Raw genomic sequence first — 23,801 nt, forward strand, 5'->3', positions numbered from 1 at the left:
TGGGGGCAATCGTGGCACGTGGGGCGATGGACCGGAACGGGAAACGCGGGTGAACCCGCGCACGGCTTCGGCGGCCCGACGGCGTCCGCGCGCCGGCACGGTCCACTGGTCAGGGGTGGGTGCCGATGACCGACAGGACGGCCCACCGGTACAGCGGCTCCCCGGCGTACCGTCCGGTGCGGTATCCGTCGCGGAGGGTGCGGCACAGCACCGCCGGCGCGTCGCCGTCGTGCGCGAGTTCCGTGTAGACCTGTCTGAGCACGTCGGTCGCCGGACCTTCGTAGGCGTCCAGCTCGAACGCGGAGGACACCACCTGCTCGACGCCCGCGGTCAGGGCTGCGAGCGCGAGGCCCAGAGGTTCGTGGGGGTCCTCGCCGTGGGGGTACCCGCTGTGGCAGGAGGCGAGGGACAGGAATCGCGGTGGGACGCTGTCGCCGTCGAGGTAGTCGGAAGCGGACAGCACGGGCCGGTTTCCGTCGACCACGGCCTGCGCCAGGCCGGGTTCCCTGTTCCCGTGCGCCGCCAGGACCGCTGTCCGGTAGCGGTGACCGCCGCGGACGAAGGCCTCGCGAACGTCCTCGGGCCGGTCGAGCCGCACGGTGCTCCCGGCGTGGTGCCGCAGCGCGTCGATCTCGGGCGCGACGATTCCCGCGTCACGGGCTCTCCAGGACACCGCGCCGATGCCGCATGCCGTGCCGGCCGGGGCGCGGGTGGTGGTGACCTCGACGAGGAACCGGAGCGAGGGTGCGAGGACCAGGTCCGCCGCCTCGACCAGCACCGCGGAGCCGTCGTCGACGAGGGGTACCCCCGCGAACGGCACCGCCCACAGCCACGAGGTCGGCACGACGACCAGTTTGATCGGCGTGGACGCCGCCCGTGCCGCCGCAGTGAACGCCGGGGGCAGCAGCCGTCGTACCGGGTGCAGGTCGGAACCGGTCAGGTCCACGCGGTCCAGCAGGCCTTGGGAATCAGGTCGGACGAGCGTGTCACGCAGGGAGGCCAGTTCGTCGTCGACCTCGGTGACGGTGACCGCGCCGTCTCCGTCGGCGGGCCGCCAGACGACGATGACCGTCTCACGGTCGCCGTCGGGCACGGTGACCAGCGCCAGGATGTCGTTCCGGACCGCGGTGACCGCGTCCCAGTCCACGGGGACGGCGCCGACGGCGGCGGCGAACAGGTCGGAGGTACGCCGTCCCAGCTCGGCGTAGAGGCTCTCCAGCCGCGCGGCCAGCACCTCTGGGGCGAGCACCGCCAGTTCCTCGGCCGCCGCGACGGACCGGACGCCGGGGCTCGCGTTCAGCAGCGCCGTGTTCGTGTCATCGATCCGGGCGAGGAGGTCCCGAACGTCCTCGGGCAGCTGCTGGGTGCCGCTGCGCAGCAGTCCGGCAAGCCGCTCCGTGCGCAGGCGTTCGACGAGTTCGAGCACGAGGTCCGCGTCACCCAGACGGGCGGCCAGGACCGCGGCCCGCTCGTAGTGCGACCGCACCACCGCGCCGATGTTGCCGCGGGCCGGCCCCACGGCGACCGCCGCCCGGATCGCCTCCGCGTGGCGCAGCATGGAGCGGATCGCGTCGAGCGCGCCGCCGGCGTCTCCCGCGGCGACGGCGACCTCCGCCTGGCACGCCGTCGCGGCCACGGCCATCACCGTCGACCCGCACGCCAGCGCGTCGGCCTCCGCCTGGGCGTAGGCGGTTCGCGCGTCCGCCCACCTGTGCGACGTCCGGAGGGCCTCCCCCACGACGAGGCGCCGCAGGGCCGCGTCGAACCGGTTGCCGACGGCGGTCATGTGCGGTGTCGGAGGCTTCCCCGCGGCCATCAGGTCGAGCACGCCGAGGTGCCACTCGATGCTGCGCCGCCCCGGTTCGAGTCCCGCGTCACGGTACGCCGACGCCGCCCGGCGCAGATTCCGCCGGGTGTCACGGAGGGCGGCGATCAGGCGGGGCGTGCGCCGCACCATGCGCATCGCCCCGGAACCGCCTCCGCGTGCCAGTTCGAGGCGCGCCCGCGCCTTGTGGTAGTTGCCCGTGCTGACGCGGTTGCCGCCGACGAGCGTGTACAGCCGCAGGTACTCGTCGAGCTCCGCCTGCGCACGGTCGAACTCCCCTGCCGCCAGGTGCAGGTGCGCGAGCGGCAGCAGCATCTCGGCCCGGGTGATCGGATCGGTCGCACGGTCGATCTCCTCGCGCAGCATCGTCTCGGCGGCGCGCCAGCGTGAACTGTCCGGTGCGGCCGCACGCTGGAGGAAGTTCCCGAGATAGATCACGCTCAGCTGTTCGAGGTCGTAGGAGCCGATCTCGACCGCGCTCGCCCGCACCTCGTGCAGCACCCCGATCGCCCGGTCCTCGTCACCGCCCGCCTGCCGGGCGCGGGCCACGAGGACATCCGCCAGCCCCGCGAGATACCGGTCACCGGTGTTCCGGTGGGTCTCGGACGCCTCCCGGGCGAACCGGAGCGCCGCGTCGTGCTCGCCGCCGAGCAGCGCCCAGGCCGCCCGTTCGCGCCGCAGGTCCGCCAGCAGGTCCACGTCGACGACGTCGACGGCGGTTCGCTGGGCGACGTCGAGCGCCGCACGCCCCCGCCGCCCGACCGTCATCCGCTCGCAGCGGGCGACCCCGAGCTGCGCCGCGAGGCGCCCGTCCCGGTCACCGGTCGCCTCCCACGCCCGGTCGGCAGCACGGAAGGCCGCGACGGCGCGCGGCAGGTCGCCGTCGTTCCACCGCACGTTGCCCTCGGCCAGCCACAGGAGCGGTCGCACCGGCCCGTCGGCGCGGGCGTCACCGAGCACCCGCAGGGCCTCGGCGAGCCGTGCCCGCCGCCGGAGCACCTCGGCCAGCCGGACCGCCCCGGCCCCGGTGGCGGGAGGCCGCAGCGTGCGCTCCGCTGCGGCAAGATCGGACCCCGCCAGGGCCCAGCCCGACCCGGGAGGACCGGAACCCGCCGGCGCGAGGCCGGGGTACCTCACGGGCCGTCGACCTCCACCGATGCCCGACCGTCCACGCTCTCCCTGGCCAGCCGGGCGACCTCCTGCGCGCCCTTGCCGGTCATCCCGGTGAGCGCGTCGACGACGACCTTGACGACCTCGAGCGTCTGGCTCGGAAGCTCGTGCACGTGCACCGTCACGGTGCCGTCGACCGCACGGACCACCACGTACCCGTAGGCCAGCCCGGGGTCGCGGTAGGCGACCCGTTCCGCCTCGGGTCTCAGGTCGATGACCTGCCCGCCCCGGAGCCGGTCGTGCCAGCGCTCGACGACGAACGACACCGTGGCCGCCGCCCCGATGAGCGCCACGAGCAGCATCGCGTCGGGCGTGCGGACGCCGACCCGCTCCATGGTGACGCCCTGCTCCTGGCAGAGCGCCCGCAGGTATCGCTCGCCCGCCTCGTCGACCACGTCGACCGACCGGCGAACCGTCTCCGATCCCATCTGTCACAGCCCTTCCTGCCCGATGCCGCGATCAGCCGCGCCCGCGGACGGTGAACCACCTCAGCCAGGACAACCTACCCGGGCGCCCCCGTGAACCCCGGTAGGCTCCCCGCTCGAGCGTGACGACGTCGTCCCTGATCACCAAGGTGAACTGGTCGCACCTGTCCCACGCCTGCACGGAGGCCCATGTCCTCGTCTGGGAACAGCGGCAGCTATCTGAGTTCGGCGCAGACCTCGTCGAGCGCGGCCTCCAGGCGATCCCCGTCGAACCTGCTGCCGGTCATCCAGATCGGGTGGTAGAGCTCGATCTCCGTCTCCTGCGCCACACCCAGCGACGACACCATCACCGGCGCGGTCGTGATACCCACGAAGGAACCCGGCTCCATCGGCGCATCCGGGAACGGATCCGCGATCCACATCGTCACCTCACGGCCCGGCGGAATCACCACGCGGTCGGAGGTCTCCCCGTCGTCGGGGGCGCCGTCCCGTGGGTTCGGAAACATCACGTCGTCCCGGGGGTGCTCGGCCAGCCTCCCGAAGCGGAACTTCTCGGGTTCCCTGCTGGCCACCTCGACCGGCCATCGACCGCGGTTGCGCACCATCTGCACCGCCAGGATGTCCTCGTCGCGGTCGTACACGACGCTGTCCTCGACACTCGGACCACAGCCGCTCAGATCCGCCCCGTGACCGAAGTGCGCTCCAGAGCCCGACGTCACGGCCTGCCGGGTCTCCGCCAGCCACGTGGTCACCAGGGCGACAACGGCGGCGGCCGCGAGCACGACGAGGATGCTTCGGTAACTGACGCGTAGTTCGACGTATCTGGCCCGTCGTTCCATGGACGCGAGGGTATGCGGACGGCGACCGCACGGGAAGGAAAGTCGGTGGTTGCTGTGCCGGTGGGGCAGCGGTCACTCGGCCGGCACCGGCCACTCGTCGGCGCGGAGCTCTTAGCTGGGGCTCGCCGCGCTCGCCAGCGACCGGCTCTGCCGGAACTCGATCGCCTCAGGCGTCTCGTCGAACTGGAGCACGTCGCCGGCCAGCTCCCTCAGATGCTCAAGCACATCGTGCGGCGTCGCATAGAAGAACTCTCGCCGCAGGTTCACCCGGTTCACACGCCGATCGGCCATCCGCCGGTGCACCTCCGCCTCGATCCCCACCGCATCGTTCGCGAAGAACAGCGCGTGCACGTCGAAGTTGAACGGCACCGAGGCATCACCCAGCTCACGCACCCGGTCCATCGGATCGAGACGCCGGGTCATGCCGATCTTGACCATCTGCTCGCCGAACGCGCCCACGTTCGAGATCACGTACACGTACCCGGCACGATGGTTCGCGGCGCGATAGTCGACGTCGTCGATCTTCTTGGCGACCTCGCCGATCTGCTCGGCCAGCCGCTGCGCTCCTTCTTCGTCACCCTTGGCCAGTAGAGCGGCACGTGCGTTCTCGTAGTGCTGTCGCTCCTTCTCCAGCTTCTCCCGCTCGCGCTCGAGCTGCTGAGCGACCTTCCGCTCCTCCCGCATCCGGGCGCGCTCCTCCTTCTCGCGCTCCTTCCCCTCCGCCTGCTTCTCCAGGAAGTCCGCCGTGAGCGCCAATTCGTTGATCCGCAGGCGGTGGTACTCGGGCGTGATCGCGATGTGCATGGACTTGCCGAACTTCTCGATGGCCGCCACTGACTTGTTCAGCCGGTCAATACTCGCTTCGAGCCGGTAGGGCTTCATGCCGCGGACCAGCACGTCGGCCTCGCCGTTGTAGGCGCGCAGCATCAACTCCGACGTCTGTGACACCATTCGACGCCCCTCGGCCGCCGAACCGTTGACCTGCCAGCCCGACACTGCCGTCACGGCGCCGCCGTCCTTCTTCGACATCTCCTTGATCCGTGACCGCAACGCCTCCAGTCGTGTCCGGTACGCCTCGGTGTTCTCGAGCGGATGCTGGTACTCGTAGACCCCGACTTCCTGCAGCATCGCGGCCTCGTCCAACTGCGCGACGCGCGTCTGCAGCTCTGCCACATTGGCTGCGAGCGTGTCGCGGTCAGCGGTCAGCCGTGCAATCTCCGCACCGAACCGGTCGCGAGCGGCAGTGCGCTGGGCCTCGAGATCTCGCTCGGACGCCTCGAAGCGCTCGCGGGCCGCTATCCGCTCCTCCTCGATCTGCACCGCGTCCAGTGCGCCGACCCGCTGCAGCTCCGCGCGCAGCGCATCGACCTCGGAGCCCAGCTCGCGCGCCTTCTTCCGGGCGCCGAAGAGCGGCACCGAACGGTTCGCCGGTGACGGCGTCGACGCTCCGGACGACGACGCGAAGTCGGCCGACTGCAGCGGCACAGGCACACCAGGCTGAGGCGGGGTAGCCAGAGGTTGGGGCTGAATCTGGGTGGGAACGGCCTGAGGTGCCGGCGACTGTCCTGACCCTGTCGGCACCCAGAACACCCACCCGCCTGGTTCCTTCGGCCACGAGGGGTCAGGCTTCCACCCTGGCTCCGGACGCCAGCCCGGCGGCGGCACGGGCCACCCTGGCGGCGGGTTGAACCGGTACTCCTGCGTCATTCCCACACCCCTGATCACGCCGCCGAACGACGGCACCGGCGATCGATTGCCGACAATCGTGGCACGCGGGTGGATCGACCGGAACAGCGGATGCGGGTGAACTCGGCCGTGACGCGACTCGCCGAGCTGACCTGGTCCAGCTAGAGGCGGTCGTACTTGGTGCTCGTCCCACGCGCCTGCTCGACAGGGTATTTCTGCCCGGTCACCGCGAGCTTGTCGAGGACTATCTGGTCGGTGTCGAGACCCAGCTTGTCGGCCAGCAGGGCGCAATAGGTCAAGACGTCGGCCAGCTCTGCCCGCACGTCGTCGGCATCGAAGTCTGGCCCCCACTGAAAGCACTCAAGTAGTTCGGCCGCTTCGATGGAGATGCTCTTCGCCAGGTTCTCAGGACTGTGGAACTGATCCCAGTCCCGCGCGGCCATGAACGCCCGGATCTCTTGTATGACCTGCTCAGAGGACATGCTGCGAAGCTATCACGGTCGATCGCAAGGCACTTGAGACCGATGGACAGGTGGTCGACGGCCTGGATAGGCCCGAGCAGCGCACGTACCTGCACACGAAGCCGCGAACGCAATACACTCGACCCCGCCATCGCGGCATCGACGGACTTCCCTCCGGACAGGTCCCCCGCCGCACGATTCTTCGTGCTGCCCAGGGGACATTCGTGTCGGTCATCCGGTACTCCGCGGCGTCGCTGTCGGCGTCGCTCAGCTCAGATCCGTCAATCGTGGAGAACCATCTCGCCGACCAACTCATCCGTAGCGGCGTTCACGTCGGCGCGAGTGAGAAGCGCTCGTGGCGCAACAGCCTCCCCGCGCTCGCAAGAGATCTCCATGACGCCGGACTCGATCGTGTCGAGGTGATCCTCGAGTACCGCATGCCGCTCACGTCCAAACGCACAGACGCGATCCTGGCCGGAGTGCACCCGCGAACGGGCAAGCACTCCTTCGTCGCGGTCGAACTCAAACAGTGGAGTGAGGCCCATCTCTGGGAGGACAACGACTCGATCGTCGAGGTCGAGGGTGCGCGGTACAAGTCGTCCCATCCCAGTACTCAGGTCGCGGACTACGTCGACTACCTGCGCGACTTCACTCGAACGCTCGAGGACTGCCCCGATGAGCTCCAAGGCGTCGCCTACCTCCACAACGCAACCGACTTCGCCGTAGGCGATCTCCTGGCCAGTCCAGAGGCCGCCCGCGCCCCCGTGTTCACCGGTGAGCGGCGCGGCGACTTCGTCAGGCACCTCCAGTCACTTCTCGCACAGGACGAATCTGGAACCAGCGCCGCCGATCGGTTCCTCGGGTCCGCGATCTCACCATCACGTCAGTTGATGGCCGTGGCTGCCGACGAGATCCGCAAGCAAGAACAGTTCGTATTGCTCGACGAGCAGCGCACGGCGCGTGACATGGTGCTCCACAAGGTCAGGCAGGCTCGGTCGGCTGACACCAAGTCCGTGGTCCTCATAACCGGCGGACCAGGGTCAGGGAAGTCCGTCATCGCACTGTCTCTCATGGGTGAACTCGCCCGTGAGGGTCGGGCCGCCGTCCACGCAACCGGCTCGCGCAGCTTTACGCAGACCCTCAGGAAGGTCGCCGGAAAGGGGTCGACGCGCACAAAAGAACTTTTCAAGTATTTCAACAACTTCATGGAGGCGGAGAAGAACGGCCTCGAGGTGCTGATCCTTGATGAGGCGCATCGCATCCGTGAGAACTCGGTCAACCGATTCACCAGGAGCGCACTGCGACGCAACGCGCGATCGCAGATCGACGAGCTGCTCGATGCTGCTCGTGTACCAGTGTTTCTCCTGGACCAGAACCAGGTGGTCCGACCCGGCGAACTCGGCACACCTGCCGACATCAGGCGGGCCGCCGAAGCACGCGGCTTCGGCGTGGAACACATCGACCTCACCGACCAGTTCCGATCTGGCGGAAGCCTCGCGTACATCGAGTGGGTGGAACGGCTCCTCGGTCTCCGTGAGGCCGAGTCCGGGCCATGCCCCTGGGATGGCACGGACGAGAACTTCGAGGTCGCAACGGTGGACTCGGTCGAGGAACTCCAGCAGCGTCTTGAGGCCAAGCTACCCGACTACGGCGCCCGCATGACTGCCGGCTACTGCTGGCCCTGGTCCGACCCACGTCCTGATGGCTCCTTGGTCGCCGACGTGAAGATCGGATCGTGGGAGCGGCCCTGGAACCTCAAGGGAGACCGTGCACTGGGCGGAGCACCACCGTCGGCGCTATGGGCCACCGATCCTGCGGGCTTCGGCCAGGTGGGGTGCGTCTACACGGCGCAGGGCTTCGAGTACGACTGGAACGGCGTGATCTTGGGCCCGGATCTCGTGTGGCGACAAAAAGTCAACGACGGGCGTGGCGCATGGGTGGCACGACGGAGCGAGAGCCGGGATCCCGTATTCACCAAACGCGTATCCGACGACCATATGGATCGGTTGATCAGGAATACGTACAAGGTACTGCTCACCCGCGGCATGGTCGGCACGCTGCTGTACTCGACAGATGCCGAGACCCAGCAGTTCTTGCGGAGCCTGATACCAGCACGACGAACCAGCCAAGAATCGGATGTTCGCGGAACCGAGCGGTCATGATGCCACCGATCGCCGAGGCTCGTGGAGACGAAGGACAGGGTGTCACGTTGATCGTGGGCTTCCTTCGGGGCCCGGGCTCGAAGCAGAAGAACGGGGCTGACCGCCTCGACCACAGCGGCCAGCCCCGAACCACTCAGCAGCTCTTGCTCACCCCGCCCCCATACCACTTGCACTTGTCGATCAGCTTCCCGCCGGCCGACTTGAGCCGCGCCGTATCCCCGTCGTTGTTCCACACGGCGGTGTTCCACCGCGCGTAAAGGTGTCCACCACCGTTGCTGCCCTTGCCGGAGTGGACGATCACCGTCTTCCCGGCGCCGAGACCGTACGACGGCAGCTTGTACCTGTGCCCGGCGAGGTCGGACAGCACGACGCCCTTGAGGTTCTTCTTCTTGGCCGACACGTTCTTGATGTAGACCTTCTCCCGGTTCGGGGTGTACCGCTCGTCCCCGCTGGGGTTGTAGACCACCTTCGTGATCTTGATGCCGCCCGTGATGGACGACGGCGTGATCTGCGTACCGGCGGCCGACGCCGTCGGCGCGACGAACAGCGCGGCCACCAGGCCGCCCACCAGCGCCAGCGCGGACAGGCGCCGGGAGTTCGTGAGAGTCATCGTGTTCCTTCGAGACTGGAAGCGAATGGAAGATCGACGCACGCCACGCGCTGCGTGACGTGCGGCAGTTCCGTGCGGTGGTTCCACGGCCTCACCGAGTTCATCGGGCGCAGCCGTACGACCGAGCGTTCCTCGCACACGGGTGGCCGCACCAGGGACGAAAGACCCGAGACCTCGGGCCGGAATCCCCCGGACGCTCGAGACCGAGGCAGGCTCAGGAGACCGCGTAACGCCCCTCTTACCAGGCACGACGCGGACCTCGCCGGAAGCGTACTGCGCGCTACCGCGGCCGACGACGCCTCCGGCGAAAGATCACCCACTCCGACCGCGAAGCACCGTCCCACGCCCTCGTGGCAATACGGGTCCAGGTCTCAACCGCCAGATGTACTCCGGCCGATCCCGGCCCTGTCCGCCACCACCGCGAGCTGTGTCCGGTCACTCAGCCCGAGCTTCCGCAGCGCGCTCGTGATGTGCCGCTTCACGGTGTTCTCCGAGATGTACAGGCGGCGCCCGATCTCCTGGTTCGTGCCAGACCTGGTCAGCTCCGCCGCCACTTCGCGCTCCTTCTCCGTCAGCAGTGCGAGCTGTTCCCGGGCCCGGGCCGTGTACTGGTCGCTCTGACTCGCCGTCGCGCGACGGAGCAGCACCGCGGCCGCTGCCCCGCCGAACGCGCCGCCATGCTCGACGACATCGCGGATCGGGCCGACGATCCCGTCTGGTCCGGCATCCTTGTAGAGAAACCCGGCTGCGCCGGCGTCGATGGCGGCGTTGACCTCTTCGTCAGAACCGAACGATGTCAGCGCGACGAAGTGTGGGGCATTTGGAGCGGTCGTGTTCTGTCGGATGGCCTCGATGCCAGACACGCGACGCATACGTAGATCGATGAGAACGACATCGGGCCGGTGCCGGGCTATGGCATCCGACACCTGATCGCCGTCGTCGGCCTCACCGACCACGTCGAGGCCCTTGCTGGTCAGGACGCTGCTGATCGCCGAACGCGCGAGGGCGTCGTCGTCCACGATGAGCACTCTGGTCACAGGTCACACCGTAGACGAGGCATGGAGCGTTCCCACGGTCAGGAGTCCGCAGTTCTCCAGGGCAAGCGCGCGGTCACAATCCACGTGCCGTCCACTTCCCCGGCGGTGAGGGTTCCGCCGAGTACGGTGGCGCGCTCACCCATTCCCGCGACGCCGTGGCCAGGCCCGTCGGCGACCGTCAGTGCTCCGGCCGCGTGAGCATCGGCAGCTTGGATCTGGGACACCGCGCTGTCTTGCCCAGCGGTCGGCTGCTGCACCGGATTCCGCACCGTGATGACAACGCCGGTGGCCGGGCTGGCGCTCAGGCTGATCGTCACCGGTAGCCCTGGTGTGTGCTTCAGCGCATTCGTCAACGACTCCTGGACTATGCGGTAGCAGGCGCGTGTCAGCCCTGCTGCGGCGGTGTGCCCTTCGGACACGAAAACGGTGCTGGTGATCATCGCGCCCTGCTGTTGCGCTTCCGCCAGGAGAGCGCCGAGGTCGTCGAAGGAGACAGCGGTGATTCCCTCGGCTCCCGTGCGCAACACGTTGAGCACACCACGCAGCTCGGTTCCCGCTTGCCGGGCCGCGGCCCGGATGCGGATGGCGGCTTCGCGGGCCTCCGGTGTGGCGTTCGGATCGACCTCCAGCGCGGATGCCTGGAGAGCAATCTGGCTGAGGGAGTGTCCGATCGTATCGTGGACTTCGCGAGCGATGTCCTCGCGCTCGTACTGGCGGGTGATGCGGTCCTCGAGGACTGCGGTGCGTGTCGCATGTTGTTCGGTCAAGGTCGTGACCTGACGCCGAGCGATGGCCGCACGGCGCCAGAAGCCCACACCGACCGCCACGGCGAGGTACGTGAGGCCGAGAATCACGTAGCCCGCCACGGGCAGGACGGCGAGTTCACCAGTGTCCGGATTAGGGGATATGAAGATCCGGTATTCGGGAAGCATCGACACTTCCCTGATCGTGGCCGCTGCGATCGCGACGGCGGTAGCGGCTGTGCACATCACGATCCAGCGGGCGGAACGGAATGCATAGACCGCCGGGAGCACGACCAGCGGAGTCAGCGCATCGTATGGGAGCAGCACGGGCAAAGCGCTGGTGGTGAGACAGAGCGTCACCGGTGCGACGTCGCGAAGGAACACGAGCCAGGGCACGATGAACGCCAGGAGGAACGCGGGGAGCGTGATCAGTTGAGGGGTGACGGACCCGATCTGGAGCCCCGCCGGGCGTCCCGCCATGTCGAAGAAGCTCACTGCGACGCCAGAGCTGAAGAAGCACACGAACACCAGCAGCAGGCTCCTCACCAGATGCCACTTGGTCGGCATGACGGGCGCGAGCGCGGCCGGGAGCCACGAGAAAGCCAGCGACCGCGGCGCTGGTGCCGGTGGTTCGTGCATGTGTCGAAGCGTATTTCGCATGGCGACCCTCGCGGGAGATCCAGCTGGGCGAACTTCACCCACCGCGAGGTACCGGATCGGGCCATACTGGCAGGCCAGTTCGGGTGATGTGGGCGGCACCCCGGGACAGCAACGATCGAAGCACACGAGTCGCAGCTTCTGTGAGGAGAGAGTCATGTCCAGTCAGCACCCCGGACCGCAGTTCCAGCCGCCGGGATCGCCCGCCCAAGGCACGCCGCCGGCGTCGGGCATGCCCCCTGCAGGTATGCCGCCTGCAGGTATGCCTCCGTATGGCCCTGGCTCCGCAGCGCCAGCCACAAACGGCTTCGCTACGGCATCCCTCGTGCTGGGCATCGTGTCGCTGGTGACAAGCCTGCTGTTCCTGCCTGCGATCGTGGGCGTGGTCCTCGGATTCGTGGGCCTCAATCGTGCCGGACGGACGAATCCGCCGGTCGGGAAGGGCAAGGCGATCACCGGGATCGCACTGTCCGCGGCCGGGCTCCTGCTCGGGATCGGACTGGTCAACCTGTTCGGCGCAATGTCCGATGATGTCGGCGAGCCCGAGCAGGACGCCGTCGTACAGGAGGAACCGGCGCCGGAAGGCGACGAGCAGGCAGAAGACGGCGCGGAGGCGAACACAGGCGGCGACAGCCAGAACGAGAAGGAAGCCGAGCCTGCCGACGATGGTCCGGAGTCGGCACCGGACGAAGAAAAGGATGAGAAGCCGGCTGAGGAAGCGTCAAACGAGACCGTTTCCCAGGCGAACGCCCGCGAAACCGCTGAGAACTATCTCAACTACACGGCTTTCTCCAAGCCGGGTCTCATCGAGCAGCTGGAGTTCGAAGGGTTCTCGAAGGCCGACTCCAAGTACGCCGTCGAGAACATCGAGGTCGACTGGATGGAGCAGGCCGCGAAGGCCGCCGAGAACTACATGGACTACTCCTCGTTCTCGCGCTCCGGGCTCATCGACCAGCTTGAGTTCGAGGGCTTCACACCCGAGCAGGCGGCGCACGGCGCCGACTCGGTCGGGCTCTGACGCACAGATAGGACGTGGCACGGCAGGCCCGGATCCACTCCGGGCCTGCTCATGTCCGGCAACCGGAGCCTACGCGACGCCGCACTCCCCCGCCGCCGCAGATACCACTCCACCACCACCAGATTCGGCACCCAGCACAAGAACGGCACGATCACATACGCCTGCTCGAACGCGACCCCCGCAGGAACCCCGGCCAAACCTTGCGCCCCCATCAGCACCCCCAACCACAGCCGCAACATCACCGCCGCATAAGTAAGGGCGAACCCCCGAACCATCCACCGCCGGTGCGTCGCCACGTCCCCACGCCGGATCGCCAGGAACCCCAGCACGGGAAACACCACCCACAGCGCCCCCAGCACCCCGAACCCGGCCGTACCCACGGCCCCGGCCGCGTTCACGGTGGCCAGCACCATCCCCGACACCCCACCCACGATCATGGCCACGATCACGACCCGCCCCACGACGCGGTGCAGCCGCGGCACCCGCGCCCGCACCCACGCGGCAAGCTGCAGCGGCGACAGCCCGAGCGCGATCCCGCCCGCCACCATGTGGACGTAGAGCGCCACCCGGATCCCCGCCGGCCGCGAGACGTAGTTCCCGGCGAGCCCGCCGCCCTCCCCCGCAAGCGAGGACAGCGAACTCGTGAGATACGGGAACGGCGCGAACACCGCGAGCGCGACGGACGTGAGGGCGAACCAGACCCACCACCCGCGAGCCCGGCGGGCAGACCGGCGGGCAGATCGGGGACGTTCGAGGTCAACGGACATGAGACGGCTCCAGGAGGACGGGGGGACGACGCCTCACACGCTAGGAGCGCCACGCCGTCGGGCGCGCCCTCCGGCCGGGTCGACCGTGCGCCCTCGTGCGAGGGAGCGCCCCTACCCCACGCGGGGGATATTGGGCCGACCACCTGCCCCGACCCTGGCGGCCACGGTCCGGCGTATCGCAGGATGCAGCATGCGACCAGGCCGCGACGACCCGCCCCACGCCGAGGACCAGCTCCCCGATCCGGCCCGCCGTCAGCGCCCCACGTGGGTCGTCGCGGCGTTCGCCCTCGCGATGGTCATCCTCCTCACCGGGCTCGGGCCCCTCGCGCCCGTGGACGTGGAGTACCGGGAACCTGACGTGTTCGGCGTGGCCCTCGTCGTCGCCTCGGTGCTCGCGCTGGCCGGCCTGCGCCGGGCACCGCTCGCGGTCCTCGCGTTCTGCAGCGCGGTCGTGGTCGTCAACACCGTTGCCGGCTACACGGTCGCCGCCGTGCAGTGGCCGGTCTGGATCGCGCTCTACGCCTGCTTCGCCAGCCCGAGTCGCGGGTCGCGCATCCCGGCGGTCGTCATCACCGGGCTCGGCGTGGCCGGCTACGCCGTGTTCTCCCCCGCCCCGGCGTCGGTGCAGGAGGCCGCGAGCATCACGCTCTGCGTGCTCTTCGCGATGATCGCGGGCGAGGTGGTGCTCGCGCGTCGCGTCCGGGAGGAGGCGGTCGAGGCACGGCTGAGGAGCGAGCGCCGCGAGCGCGCCGCCCAGGCGGAACGTGCCGTCGAGGCCGAGCGTGCCCGGTGGGCGCGGGACCTGCACGACGCGCTCGGGCACGCCGTCAACGTGATGGTGCTGCAGGCGGGGGTGGCGCGCCGCGTGTTCGACGACAACCCCGCCTTCGCACTCCAGGCGCTGGGTCACGTCGAGACGGTGGGCCGGGAGGCCCTGCAGCGTCTCGACCTGCTGCTGCGCGCCGACCCGGACGACGACGGCGACGGCGCCGCGGCCGATCTGCCGTCCCTCGTGGAACGGGTCCGCGCCACCGGCCGGGAGGTCCACCTCGACCTGTCCCGGCTCGACCTCGGTCCCGGCACCTCACGCACCCTCGATCTCATCGTCCAGGAGGCGCTGACGAACGCGCTCAAGCACGCCACGGGACCGATCCAGGTCACCGTCGCCGAGGACGACGGCCGGGTGGTGGCCGAGGTGCGCAGCACGGGCGTCCGTCCCGCGCCGCCGGGCCACGTGCCCGGGCACGGGCTGGCGAACATGCGCGAGCGCGCCCGCCTCGAGGGCGGCACGTTCGAGGCGGGCCCCGACGACGACGGGTTCCGGGTCCGTGCCACGCTCCCCCTGCGCAAGCCCGTCGAGGGGGTGGCCTCGTGACCACCGTGCTGCTCGTGGACGACGACGCCCTCGTCCGCGGCGGTCTCCGGGCCCTCCTGGACGCCGAACCCGGTCTCACCGTCGCGGGCGAGGCCTCCGACGGCGCGGCGGGCGTCGAGCTCGCCCGGCGTCTGCGGCCCGACGTCGTCGTCATGGACATCCGCATGCCCGGCCGGGACGGGGCCTCCGCGACCCGGGAGATCGTCTCCTGGGCCGCGCCGCGGCCCGCGGTCCTCGTGCTGACCACCTTCGATCTCGACGATGTCGTCGACGACGCGATCTCCGCCGGCGCCGACGGGTTCCTCCTCAAGCGCGCCACCCCCGACGAGCTCGTCGCCGGGATCCGCACCGTCGCCGCGGGCGACGCGCTCCTGTCGCCGGCCGTCACGCGCCGCCTCTTTCGCCTCCATGCCCGACGACGGCCCGCCGACGACGACGTCGCCCTCACCGGGCGTGAGGCCGACGTGCTGCGGGAACTCGCGGCGGGCCGGACGACCACCGAGATCGCCGGCGCCATGTTCATCTCCTCCGAGACGGTCCGCACGCACGTCAAGCACCTCCTGGCGAAGCTCGGTGCGCGGGACCGCACCCAGGCCGTGGTCTGGGCGTACCGGAGCGGCTTCATGGATCGGGCGTAGAGCGGCGAGGCGGCGTCGGCCCCGACACGAAGCGCCCGAGACGACGGCGGCCCGGCAGATCCGGCCGGGACTCCGGGCCTTGCTCGCGTCAGATCGGTCGTTCTAAAATCAGATCGTGCGTTCTGAACCCGCGGCCTCTCCGGGCGATCCGGCGTCGGCGTCGTCCCGGTCGTTCATCGAGACGGCTCGCCGCAGGCAGCTGATCGACGCGGCCGTGGCGACGGTGAACGGGGTCGGGTACCACCGGGCGTCCCTGGCGGAGATCGGGAAGCGGGCCGGCATCGTCAAGAGCGCGATCGGGTACTACTTCTCCTCGAAGGAAGCACTGCTGCTCGAACTCGTCCAGGAGGCGTTCGCCGCCCTGGGCGAGAGCGCCCTCGACGCGGTGTCGGGCCACGAGTGCGCCACCGCCCGCCTTCGCGCCTACTCGGAGGCGTACCTCGCGCACGTCGACACCCACCGCCACGCGATCGCCGCGGCCGTCGAGATCGTGGTGTCACACCGCACCGCCGACGGCACTCCCCTGTACCTCGTCGAGGACGAGGAGGACACCGCGCTGCTGCGCAGCATCCTGACCACCGGGATGGAGGACGGCAGCTTCCTGCGCATGCCGCTCGGAGTTGCCACCGGCCTCGTCGAGGCCGTGCTGGACCGCGCGATCACCGTCGTCCAGCGTGACCCCCGCGCCGACCTGGGCGACCTGCGCGCGCACGCGGTCCCCTTCCTGCTCCGCTCCCTGGGGGCGGGCGATGAGTGACCGGGTCCGCGGCATCGGCTACGACGCCGGAGTCGTGTACGAGAAGCATTTCCACAGCAACCCCCACTTCAGCGAGCAGCACGCGCGACGGGACTTCCGCGCCGTCCGTGAGGACCTCGGCTGCGACGCGGTGCTGGTCATGGCCACCGACCCGGACCACCTCGACGTCGCCGCCCGCTGCGCGGCGGACGAAGGGCTCGCCGTCTGGCTGCAGCCCCGCCCGTTCGACCGGCCCGCCGGCGAACTGGTGGAAGCCGTCCGGGCGGCCGCGACCACCGCCGAGGACCTCCGCACGGCCGGAGCCACCGCCGGGCTCGTCGTGGGCTGCGAACTGACTCTGTCGACGCCGGGCATGCTCCCGGGCCCGACGTTCTGGACGCGCGGCATGCTGCTCACCCTCACGTTCCCGCTGCTGCCCCGGGCGAACCGCCGCCTGCGACGGCTGCTCGCCCAGCTCGTGGGCGAGGCACGGGAACGCTTCGCGGGCCCGGTCTCCTACGGCGCCGGCGACTGGGAACGCCCTGACTGGTCGATCTTCGACGTCGTCGGCGCGGACCGCTATCGCGACGCCCGCAACACCTGGCGGTTCGAGGACGACATCCGGGCCCTCGCCGGCGCCGCCCACGCGCACGGCAAGCCGGTGTACGTCTTCGAGTTCGGCACCTGCACCTACCGCGGCGCCGCGGAGAAGGCGTCGACGGCAGCCGGCGTGCTGGGCGGTCGCAAGGTGCCGACCGTCCCCCGCCGGCTCGTCCGTGACGAGCAGGAGCAGGCCGACTACCTCGTCGACCTGCTCGACCTCTTCGACCGCGCCGACGTCGACGGCACCTTCGTGTGGGGGTTCAGCGAGCCCGCGCTGACCACCTCCGACGAACCCGGCCGTGACCTCGACCTCGCCAGTTACGGCGTCGTCACGGCCCACGCCGACGGCACCTGGACCCCCAAGCGCGCCTACCACGCCCTCGCGCGCCGACACCGAGAGGCCACACCATGACGACCTCGCACGTCTCACCGACACACCGGATCGTGTCCGCCGCATGGCGGATCGCCGTCGCCGTCCTCGCGCTCGGCGCGGGCCTCGTTCTCCTCATGGTGGTCGTACCTGCCGGACCCGATCCCTCCGACCCCAGGACCCTGGCGACGAGGATCAGCGGGGGCATCATGCTCACCGGCCTTGCGTTCGGTGTGACCGCGGTCCTGGTCGGCCGGTCCGGCGACAAGCGCCTGCGGGAGGCCGGGCTGGGGACCGGGAGCGCCCGCGACAACTGGCGGCTCGCCCTGTGGGGCGCACTCGTGTGGCTCGTCCCGTCGGCCGCCACGTTCGCCGCGCTCGCGCTCGCCGGCGCATCGATCTCCGTGACCGTGCCCGCGCCGGAGCTCGCGCGGACCGTGGTGCTGCTCCTGCTCGCGGTGCTGCTCGCCGAGGCGGTCCCCGAGGAGTTGGTGTTCCGTGGCTACGTCACGACCGTGCTGGGATCGGTCACCCGCGGGTGGTGGGTCATCACGACCCAGGCCGTGCTGTTCACCCTCTTCGCCGGCCTGCTGCGGCAGCACTGGAATCCCATGGACCTCTCCCTCTTCTTCGCGATGGGGATCGGGTTCGGATACCTCCGCATGATCACGGGGTCGGTGTGGATGCCCGTCGGCTTCCACACGGCGTTCCAGACCGGCTCGCAACTCGTCCTCACCCACGATGCCGTGGAGTTCGCCGGCGGCCAGCTCGCGGGCATGCTCGCCCTCGGCGCCGTCCCCTTCGCCGTCGCCGCCGTCGCCGTCTCCACCACGGGCATCCCCCGCTTCGTCACGCCTCCTCGGCGACCGCACGACGGGTAGGGCGGGCAAGCCGGGGCGCCGCCGGAACGTCACGGTGCGAGCGTGCGCATCGGAATGACGTCGACTCCGTCCGCTGCCATGACCACACCGGCCAGGGCGCGACGCCGTCGGACTGGTTCTGGCTCGCTGGCTGCGCCGTCGGGATCGGGATGTTCTTCCTGTGGCGGTCGCTCAACCCCGGTCCGTTCGTCGAGGCGCTCCTCGCCTGACGGGACGAAGAAGCGCACCACGGAATCTCAGGCCATCGCCTCCTCACACGGACCCACCGCCCGCCGACTTGCGTACCCCTGCATCATGACCGCGTTGGCCGACTGGACACGCCCTCTGCGGCTTCGGGCCGCCGCGCCGTCCCTGACCGGACTCGACCTCCCCCGGCCTGGTCGGCCGACAGCCGCTGAGAGCAGGGTGCCGGATGCCGGCGGGCCCGGTCAGCTGCGCTGTGAGGGGCCTACACGGGACGCGTGTCCTCCGGCGTCAGGAGGGTGTCGTAGTGGGCGGACCGCTCGTCGAACCGCGCCAGGACGGCCCGCGCCTCGGCAGGGACGTGCGCGACCTCGTAGTCGTCGCCGACGAACTCGCGAACGGCGTCGAGCGAGTCGAACAGCATGATGGTGGAGAACTCGACCTCACCGCCGTCGAGCGGACGACGGAGCAGGTAGGCGCCGTGGTAGCCGGCGAGGTTCCGCTCGGCGATGGCGGGCAGCACGCGAGTGCTGACGATCGACTCGTAGGCGTCGGCGTTCTCGGGGGTGGTCCATCCCCGCCAGATTCGAACGATCATGTCGGCAGTCCAGCATGCCCGGCACCTGCCGCTCAAGCAGATTGACGGCCTCTCCCGCCACCAGGACGGAGCGAACACGCGCCGGCGGACGCGCCGGGGCATCCGTCCAGATCCGGCGGGCCGATCTCCCACTCGAACCACACCCCCGGGCCGGGACGAGGATGGTCCTCATGGACGACTCCGCACGCTGCCCCTGCCTGTCCGGCGAGCCCTACGGATCCTGCTGCGGCAGGTACCACCGCGGCACGGGGAACCCGGCCCCGACCGCGGAGGCCCTGATGCGGTCGCGCTACGCGGCTTTCGCCGTCGGCGACGCCGGCTATCTGCTCGCCACGTGGTCGCCGTCGTCCCGGCCGGACCGGCTCGACCTGGACGACGACGTCCGGTGGCAGCGCCTCGACGTCCTGCGCACCGAGGCGGGCGGTCCGTTCGACGACACGGGCGTGGTCGAGTTCGTCGCCCACTACCGCACGGCCGGCGGCCGCGGCCGCCTCCACGAGGTGAGCCGGTTCGAGAAACTCGGCAAGCGCTGGTACTACGTGGACGGGCGGACGGCCTGAGTCCGCTCGCCGGAGCGAGCCGGGCCGGACGGCGTCGTCCCGCCGCCGGGTGCCGCGCCTCACCCGAGGGCTCAGCGAAGATGAACATCAGGTGAACAACGAACGAACAGTGCTTCGGCTGCTGGCACATCGCCGTTCACCGAGGGTTTCAGCCCCGATCATCGATCCGTGACCGAATCACTACTGCTCGCGCTCGTCGTCGTGACCGCGCTGGCGTTCGACTTCACGAACGGTTTCCACGACACGGGCAACGCGATGGCCACCTCCATCGCGACGCGAGCCCTCAGGCCCCGGGCCGCCGTCCTGTTGTCCGCCGTCCTCAACCTCGTGGGCGCGTTCCTGTCGCTCGCCGTCGCGGCCACGATCGCCAAGGGGATCGTCGACGCCGGGGTCATCACCCTCCCGGTGGTCCTCGCCGGCCTGGTGGGCGGCATCGTGTGGAACCTCCTCACCTGGCTGCTCGGGATCCCGTCGAGTTCGTCGCACGCCCTCGTCGGCGGCATGGTGGGTGCCGTGCTGGCCGCGGTGGGCACGTCGGGCGTCCTGTGGACGGGCGTGGTGTCCAAGGTGCTGGTGCCGGCGCTTCTCGCGCCGGTCATCGCGATCCTCGTGGCCGGGCTCGGCACCTGGTCCGTCGCGAGGCTCACCCGAGGCGTCCCGCGGGACATCACCGACCGCGGATTCCGCTGGGGCCAGATCGGCTCCGCGTCGCTCGTCTCCCTGGCGCACGGCACCAACGACGCCCAGAAGTCCATGGGCATCATCCTGCTGGCGCTCATCGCGGGCGGCGCGGTGCCGGCCGACTCCGGCGTGCCCTTCTGGGTGATCCTGAGCTGTGCTCTGGCCATGGCGATCGGGACGTACATGGGCGGCTGGCGGGTCATCCGCACCCTCGGCAAGGGGCTGGTGGAGATCGACACCCGCCAGGGCATGGCCGCGGAGACCTCCTCGGCCGCCGTCATCCTGCTGTCCAGCCACTTCGGGTTCTCGCTCTCGACGACGCACGTCGCCACGGGCTCGGTGCTGGGCTCAGGCGTCGGGATGCCGGGCGCGACGGTGCGCTGGAGCGTCGCCGGGCGCATGTTCGCGGCCTGGGCCCTCACCCTGCCGGCCGCGGGGCTGGTCGGCGCGCTGTGTCACTGGCTCGAGTCCGCCATCGGCGGCACCGCCGGCATCCTCGCGGTCCTGGCCGTGCTCGTCGCGTCCTCGGCCGCCATCTGGGTCGCGTCCCGCCGCAAGCCGGTGGACCACACCAACGTCAACGAGACGTGGGACGACGACGCGGCTCCCGCGCCCCTGGCCGCCACGGCCGGCGAGGGCAGCGCCCTCACGACCGGCGACGGCGCCGAGGAGGACGAGGGCCGGACGCCGGCCCTGGCGGCGGCGTCACCCGCCGCCACGGGCGCCGACGCCATCGGATCCGGTACGACCGGCACCTACGCCACGACGACGGGAGATGCCCGGTGAACGCGTTCATCGAGTGGAGCGCCCTGGCCCAGGTCCTCGTCGCCGGGATACTGGTGGGGGCCGGCATCCCGGCACTGTTCGCGCTCGGCCTACGGCTCCTCGCCGGCGCCACGCCGCACCGCGCCGAGGCGGGAGCAACACGGGCACCCGGCGACATCGCGCAGGCGTCCGGAGCCGTGCCGCGGCCCGGACCCGCTCGTCTGGCGAGCGCCGTCGCGTGCCTGGCCGTCGTCGTCGGGGCGGTCGTCACGGGCCTGGTCGTCGTGGTCTCGGGCGGGCACTGACCCTCAGGCCGTGGGACGCGGACCTCGGGCCCGCCGTCCCTCCTCGCCGCCCGACGATCCTTTCGCCCGCTCGATCAGCCCGGCGAGCACATGGAGCTCGCCGGGCTCGTGCCACGCCAGCCGGCGCATCACCTTCACACTGGTCCACGCACCGTGGGCATCGGACTCCACGGCCAGGTCGGGCCGCATCCGCGAGACCACGCGCCGCACGTGTGCGCCGGATTCCTCGAGCTCCGTGACGAGGTCAGCGGCCCGCGGCCGCGACGGCAGGTCCAGGAGCGGGAGGTAGTAGCGGGACTCGGTGTCCGCGATGTGCCATGCCAGTTGTGCCACCGTGTGCCACGAGGCGTAGGCGGGAAGCACCCGGCCGGGGTCGCGGTACTCCATCACGTGCGAGGACGCGGTCCGGATCAGCTCCGAGGTCCGCGCGCGAGCCCGCTCCAGGATCCTGAGAGTTGCGGTCCGTTCGGCCTCCGACGCCGGGACACGGTCCCGGTCGAACACCGTCTCGTCGCCTGTCGTGGCCCGGTCCACGCGCTCGGCGATCTCGAACGCGCCGGCACCCACGGAACCCGCCTCGAGACCGCACCGTGCCGCGAGGTCGGCCAGCGCGGCGTCGTCGTCGGGTCCTTGACCGCACGTACCCCAGTACGGCAGGTCGAACGTCCAGGCGGCCGACCACCCGTCCTCGGCCATCCCGGCATGCTGATCCAGGTAGACGCGCACGCCTTCCATCGTGACAGAACGATGGGACCAGGCACCCTCAGCGCGATACCGCCGTCGCCAGTCTCTCGATGAGGGCCTGCTCGTTCTCGGAGACCGCCACACGCTTGCCGAACAAGCCGCCCTCCTTGGTCGTGGTGGCCTCGGCGACCTGGGTGGCGATCCGGACCAGCCAGGCGCCGTAGGCGTCGACGTCCTCGTCGTCGGCGCGCCCCCGCAGCAGCGTGATCGACGCCGCGACGAGCTCGACCGCGCGGGTGGCCTCCCGTTCCGAGTCGGGCCAGAGGTAGTCGTCCGATCCGGAAGGTTCGTCGTCCTCGCCGTCCGGATCGCCGGGGTTCCGATCGCGAAGCGCCAGCGCCACGGCGCGAACCATGTCGTTCTCGTCCTCCTGGGCCGCCCGGAACACCTTCGCGGCACGCGCGGTAGCCTTGAGGAAACCGATGGAGCGCGGCTTCCCGTCGGCGACGATGACCGCCTTCAGCACCGCTCCCGGGGCCTCCAGGAGCTGGGTGATCTCGTCGTCGCCGAAGTCGGCAAGCGTGGTCATGTGTCCACCTTCTGGTCGTACCGGCGCGAGGCGAGCACAACCTACAGCTTGACCGGCTCGCCGCACCTGGGCCCACGGACCCGGATCGACGCTCTCCGCCGGGCGGGACGGCTTCTCGCCGAGGGGCGGTTCTCGCCGAGCGGCGGTGGCGGGTCCGGCGCTCGAACGGATCATTGCCGCGGCCAACCGTCTGGCAGGATGACAGAGTGACAGGATCGGACGGCACCGGGGAGAATCCGCCGTTCCGGTTCCGGGACATCGCCGTCGTCGCCTACGTGCCGTCGGTGGTCAGCTCGATCGGGCACGGCGCCGTGCTGCCGATCCTCGCGATCCACGCGAACGATCTCGGCGCGACCACGGCTGTCGCCGCGTTCGTGGTGGCGCTGATGGGGATCGGGCAGCTCCTCAACTCGTTGCCCTCGGGGGCACTCGTGGCCCGGCTCGGCGAGCGTCGCACGCTGATGATCGCGGGACTGGTCGACGCGGTGGCGATGGTGGCCGCGTACCTGGTGTCGTCGGTGTGGCTGCTGTGCGTGTGCGTCGTGGTGAGCGGGATGAGCTGGACGGCGTTCCTGCTGGCGCGGCAGGGGTTCCTGATCGACGCCGTGCCGGTGAGCCACCGGGCGCGCGGGATGGCGCTGCTGGGCGGGTCGATGCGGGTGGGGATCCTGGTGGGCCCGCTGCTGGGGGCGTTGCTCATCCACTTCTTCGGGGTGCGCTCGGTGTTCCTGCTGGCGGCGTGCGCGTCACTGGCGTCGGCGTTGATCGTGACGCGGATGCCGGACTTCGGCCGGGTCGCACGGGACGTCGTTCCGCGACCGGTGCACGCGGTGTTGTGGGAGCACCGGCGCACGCTGCTCACCCTGGGCGTGGCGGTGGTGATCATCGGGGCGTCGCGGTCGGTGCGCACGGGTCTGCTGCCGCTGTGGGCGGATCATGTGCACATCGGCGCGGCGGTGGTGTCGCTGCTGTTCGCGGTGGCGGCGACGATCGACATCCTGCTGACGTTGCCGGGCGGCTGGCTGCTGGACACGCGGGGGCGGCGTGTGGTCGCGGTACCGGTGGTGCTCGCGGTCGGGGTGGGCTGTCTGCTGCTGCCGCTCACCGACTCGGCACTCGAGGTGGGCGCGGTGATGGCGCTGATCGCGCTGGGCAACGGGCTCGGCTCGGGGATCGTGATGACGCTGGGGGCGGACGCGGCGCCGCGGGAGGGCCGGGCGCAGTTCCTGGGCGGGTGGCGGCTGTGCGGGGACATCGGCAACACGGGCGGGCCGCTGGTCGTGTCGGCGGTGGCGGCGGTGGCCCCGCTGGCTGCCGCCCCCGTGGTGATCGGTGTGCTGGCGCTGGCCGGCACGGTGTGGGTGGGCTACTGGACGGGCAGGGCGGACCGTACCCGCCGCCAGGGCAGCGGGTAAGCCGGATCGCCGAGTGGT

General features: G+C 70.4%; 23 protein-coding genes. 11 read left to right on the plus strand and 12 right to left on the minus strand.

What is annotated here, in order from left to right; all coding sequences use genetic code 11:
• Positions 1-109: 109 nt before the first annotated feature.
• The 5 genes from J0911_RS21230 to J0911_RS17230 all read right to left on the minus strand — a co-directional run bounded on the left by J0911_RS21230 (position 110) and on the right by J0911_RS17230 (position 6,427).
• Positions 110-2,962, minus strand: a complete 2,853-nt coding sequence (locus J0911_RS21230; protein WP_207276672.1) for a CHAT domain-containing protein — start codon at positions 2,960-2,962, stop codon at positions 110-112.
• A complete protein-coding gene (locus J0911_RS17215) occupies positions 2,959-3,423 on the minus strand; it encodes a hypothetical protein (protein WP_207276673.1) in 465 nt (154 codons plus the stop codon). Before J0911_RS17215 ends, J0911_RS21230 begins: the two co-directional genes overlap by 4 nt.
• A gap of 212 nt (positions 3,424-3,635) precedes the next feature.
• Positions 3,636-4,259 (minus strand): hypothetical protein, encoded by a 624-nt coding sequence (locus tag J0911_RS17220; RefSeq protein ID WP_207276674.1) that lies wholly within the window; start codon positions 4,257-4,259, stop codon positions 3,636-3,638.
• A 111-nt stretch (positions 4,260-4,370) separates the two neighbouring features.
• Positions 4,371-5,675: an SNIPE associated domain-containing protein gene (locus J0911_RS21235; protein WP_307865140.1), complete on the minus strand. Its 1,305-nt coding sequence runs from the start codon at positions 5,673-5,675 to the stop codon at positions 4,371-4,373.
• 431 nt (positions 5,676-6,106) lie between these two features.
• Positions 6,107-6,427: a nucleotide pyrophosphohydrolase gene (locus tag J0911_RS17230; RefSeq protein ID WP_207276675.1), complete on the minus strand. Its 321-nt coding sequence runs from the start codon at positions 6,425-6,427 to the stop codon at positions 6,107-6,109.
• 203 nt (positions 6,428-6,630) lie between these two features.
• Here J0911_RS17230 and J0911_RS17235 point away from each other — a divergent pair, with 203 nt between their 5' ends.
• Positions 6,631-8,568: a DUF2075 domain-containing protein gene (locus J0911_RS17235; protein WP_207276676.1), complete on the plus strand. Its 1,938-nt coding sequence runs from the start codon at positions 6,631-6,633 to the stop codon at positions 8,566-8,568.
• A 133-nt stretch (positions 8,569-8,701) separates the two neighbouring features.
• Here J0911_RS17235 and J0911_RS17240 read toward each other — a convergent pair whose 3' ends face one another.
• From J0911_RS17240 to J0911_RS17250, 3 genes are all read right to left on the minus strand, one after another.
• Positions 8,702-9,178: a lamin tail domain-containing protein gene (locus J0911_RS17240; protein ID WP_207276677.1), complete on the minus strand. Its 477-nt coding sequence runs from the start codon at positions 9,176-9,178 to the stop codon at positions 8,702-8,704.
• Between the two features lie 371 nt (positions 9,179-9,549).
• Positions 9,550-10,197 carry a response regulator gene (locus J0911_RS21240; protein ID WP_207276678.1) on the minus strand — a complete coding sequence of 216 codons (648 nt, stop codon included), beginning with the start codon at positions 10,195-10,197 and terminating at the stop codon, positions 9,550-9,552.
• A gap of 56 nt (positions 10,198-10,253) precedes the next feature.
• On the minus strand, positions 10,254-11,597 hold the full coding sequence (locus J0911_RS17250; protein ID WP_207276679.1) for a sensor histidine kinase: 1,344 nt from the start codon (positions 11,595-11,597) through the stop codon (positions 10,254-10,256).
• A gap of 280 nt (positions 11,598-11,877) precedes the next feature.
• On the opposite strand from J0911_RS17250, the gene J0911_RS17255 reads away from it, so the two are divergent.
• Positions 11,878-12,633: an Ltp family lipoprotein gene (locus J0911_RS17255; RefSeq protein ID WP_278186859.1), complete on the plus strand. Its 756-nt coding sequence runs from the start codon at positions 11,878-11,880 to the stop codon at positions 12,631-12,633.
• Here the strand turns inward: J0911_RS17255 and J0911_RS17260 are convergent.
• Positions 12,534-13,400 carry a DUF2306 domain-containing protein gene (locus J0911_RS17260; protein WP_207276681.1) on the minus strand — a complete coding sequence of 289 codons (867 nt, stop codon included), beginning with the start codon at positions 13,398-13,400 and terminating at the stop codon, positions 12,534-12,536. The two genes, J0911_RS17255 and J0911_RS17260, sit on opposite strands and share 100 nt — an antisense overlap.
• 190 nt (positions 13,401-13,590) lie before the next feature.
• On the opposite strand from J0911_RS17260, the gene J0911_RS17265 reads away from it, so the two are divergent.
• The 5 genes from J0911_RS17265 to J0911_RS17285 all read left to right on the plus strand — a co-directional run bounded on the left by J0911_RS17265 (position 13,591) and on the right by J0911_RS17285 (position 18,003).
• On the plus strand, positions 13,591-14,775 hold the full coding sequence (locus J0911_RS17265) for a sensor histidine kinase (RefSeq protein WP_207276682.1): 1,185 nt from the start codon (positions 13,591-13,593) through the stop codon (positions 14,773-14,775).
• Complete coding sequence (locus tag J0911_RS17270; RefSeq protein WP_207276683.1) at positions 14,772-15,413, plus strand: response regulator; 642 nt, start codon at positions 14,772-14,774, stop codon at positions 15,411-15,413. The genes J0911_RS17265 and J0911_RS17270 overlap by 4 nt, the downstream gene beginning before the upstream one ends.
• Positions 15,414-15,528: 115 nt before the next feature.
• Positions 15,529-16,170 (plus strand): TetR/AcrR family transcriptional regulator, encoded by a 642-nt coding sequence (locus tag J0911_RS17275; protein WP_207276684.1) that lies wholly within the window; start codon positions 15,529-15,531, stop codon positions 16,168-16,170.
• Positions 16,163-17,164 (plus strand): glycoside hydrolase family 113 protein, encoded by a 1,002-nt coding sequence (locus tag J0911_RS17280; protein ID WP_207276685.1) that lies wholly within the window; start codon positions 16,163-16,165, stop codon positions 17,162-17,164. Before J0911_RS17275 ends, J0911_RS17280 begins: the two co-directional genes overlap by 8 nt.
• Positions 17,161-18,003 carry a CPBP family intramembrane glutamic endopeptidase gene (locus J0911_RS17285; protein WP_207276686.1) on the plus strand — a complete coding sequence of 281 codons (843 nt, stop codon included), beginning with the start codon at positions 17,161-17,163 and terminating at the stop codon, positions 18,001-18,003. Before J0911_RS17280 ends, J0911_RS17285 begins: the two co-directional genes overlap by 4 nt.
• 448 nt (positions 18,004-18,451) lie before the next feature.
• On the opposite strand, the gene J0911_RS17290 is transcribed toward J0911_RS17285, so the two are convergent.
• Complete coding sequence (locus tag J0911_RS17290) at positions 18,452-18,784, minus strand: hypothetical protein (protein WP_207276687.1); 333 nt, start codon at positions 18,782-18,784, stop codon at positions 18,452-18,454.
• Positions 18,785-18,954: 170 nt separating this feature from the next.
• Here J0911_RS17290 and J0911_RS17295 point away from each other — a divergent pair, with 170 nt between their 5' ends.
• From J0911_RS17295 to J0911_RS17305, 3 genes are all read left to right on the plus strand, one after another.
• A complete protein-coding gene (locus tag J0911_RS17295; protein WP_207276688.1) occupies positions 18,955-19,344 on the plus strand; it encodes a YchJ family protein in 390 nt (129 codons plus the stop codon).
• 168 nt (positions 19,345-19,512) lie between these two features.
• On the plus strand, positions 19,513-20,811 hold the full coding sequence (locus J0911_RS17300) for an inorganic phosphate transporter (protein ID WP_307865141.1): 1,299 nt from the start codon (positions 19,513-19,515) through the stop codon (positions 20,809-20,811).
• Positions 20,808-21,095, plus strand: a complete 288-nt coding sequence (locus J0911_RS17305; protein WP_207276689.1) for a hypothetical protein — start codon at positions 20,808-20,810, stop codon at positions 21,093-21,095. Before J0911_RS17300 ends, J0911_RS17305 begins: the two co-directional genes overlap by 4 nt.
• 3 nt (positions 21,096-21,098) lie before the next feature.
• Here J0911_RS17305 and J0911_RS17310 read toward each other — a convergent pair whose 3' ends face one another.
• Positions 21,099-21,821, minus strand: a complete 723-nt coding sequence (locus J0911_RS17310) for a DinB family protein (RefSeq protein WP_207276690.1) — start codon at positions 21,819-21,821, stop codon at positions 21,099-21,101.
• Between the two features lie 37 nt (positions 21,822-21,858).
• Positions 21,859-22,368 carry a hypothetical protein gene (locus tag J0911_RS17315; RefSeq protein WP_207276691.1) on the minus strand — a complete coding sequence of 170 codons (510 nt, stop codon included), beginning with the start codon at positions 22,366-22,368 and terminating at the stop codon, positions 21,859-21,861.
• A 206-nt stretch (positions 22,369-22,574) separates the two neighbouring features.
• Between J0911_RS17315 and J0911_RS17320 the strand changes: the two genes are divergently transcribed.
• On the plus strand, positions 22,575-23,783 hold the full coding sequence (locus J0911_RS17320) for an MFS transporter (RefSeq protein WP_307865142.1): 1,209 nt from the start codon (positions 22,575-22,577) through the stop codon (positions 23,781-23,783).
• The last annotated feature ends 18 nt before the right edge of the window (positions 23,784-23,801 follow it).

This window comes from Myceligenerans salitolerans, from assembly GCF_017349295.1.
GTDB lineage: Bacteria > Actinomycetota > Actinomycetes > Actinomycetales > Cellulomonadaceae > Myceligenerans > Myceligenerans salitolerans.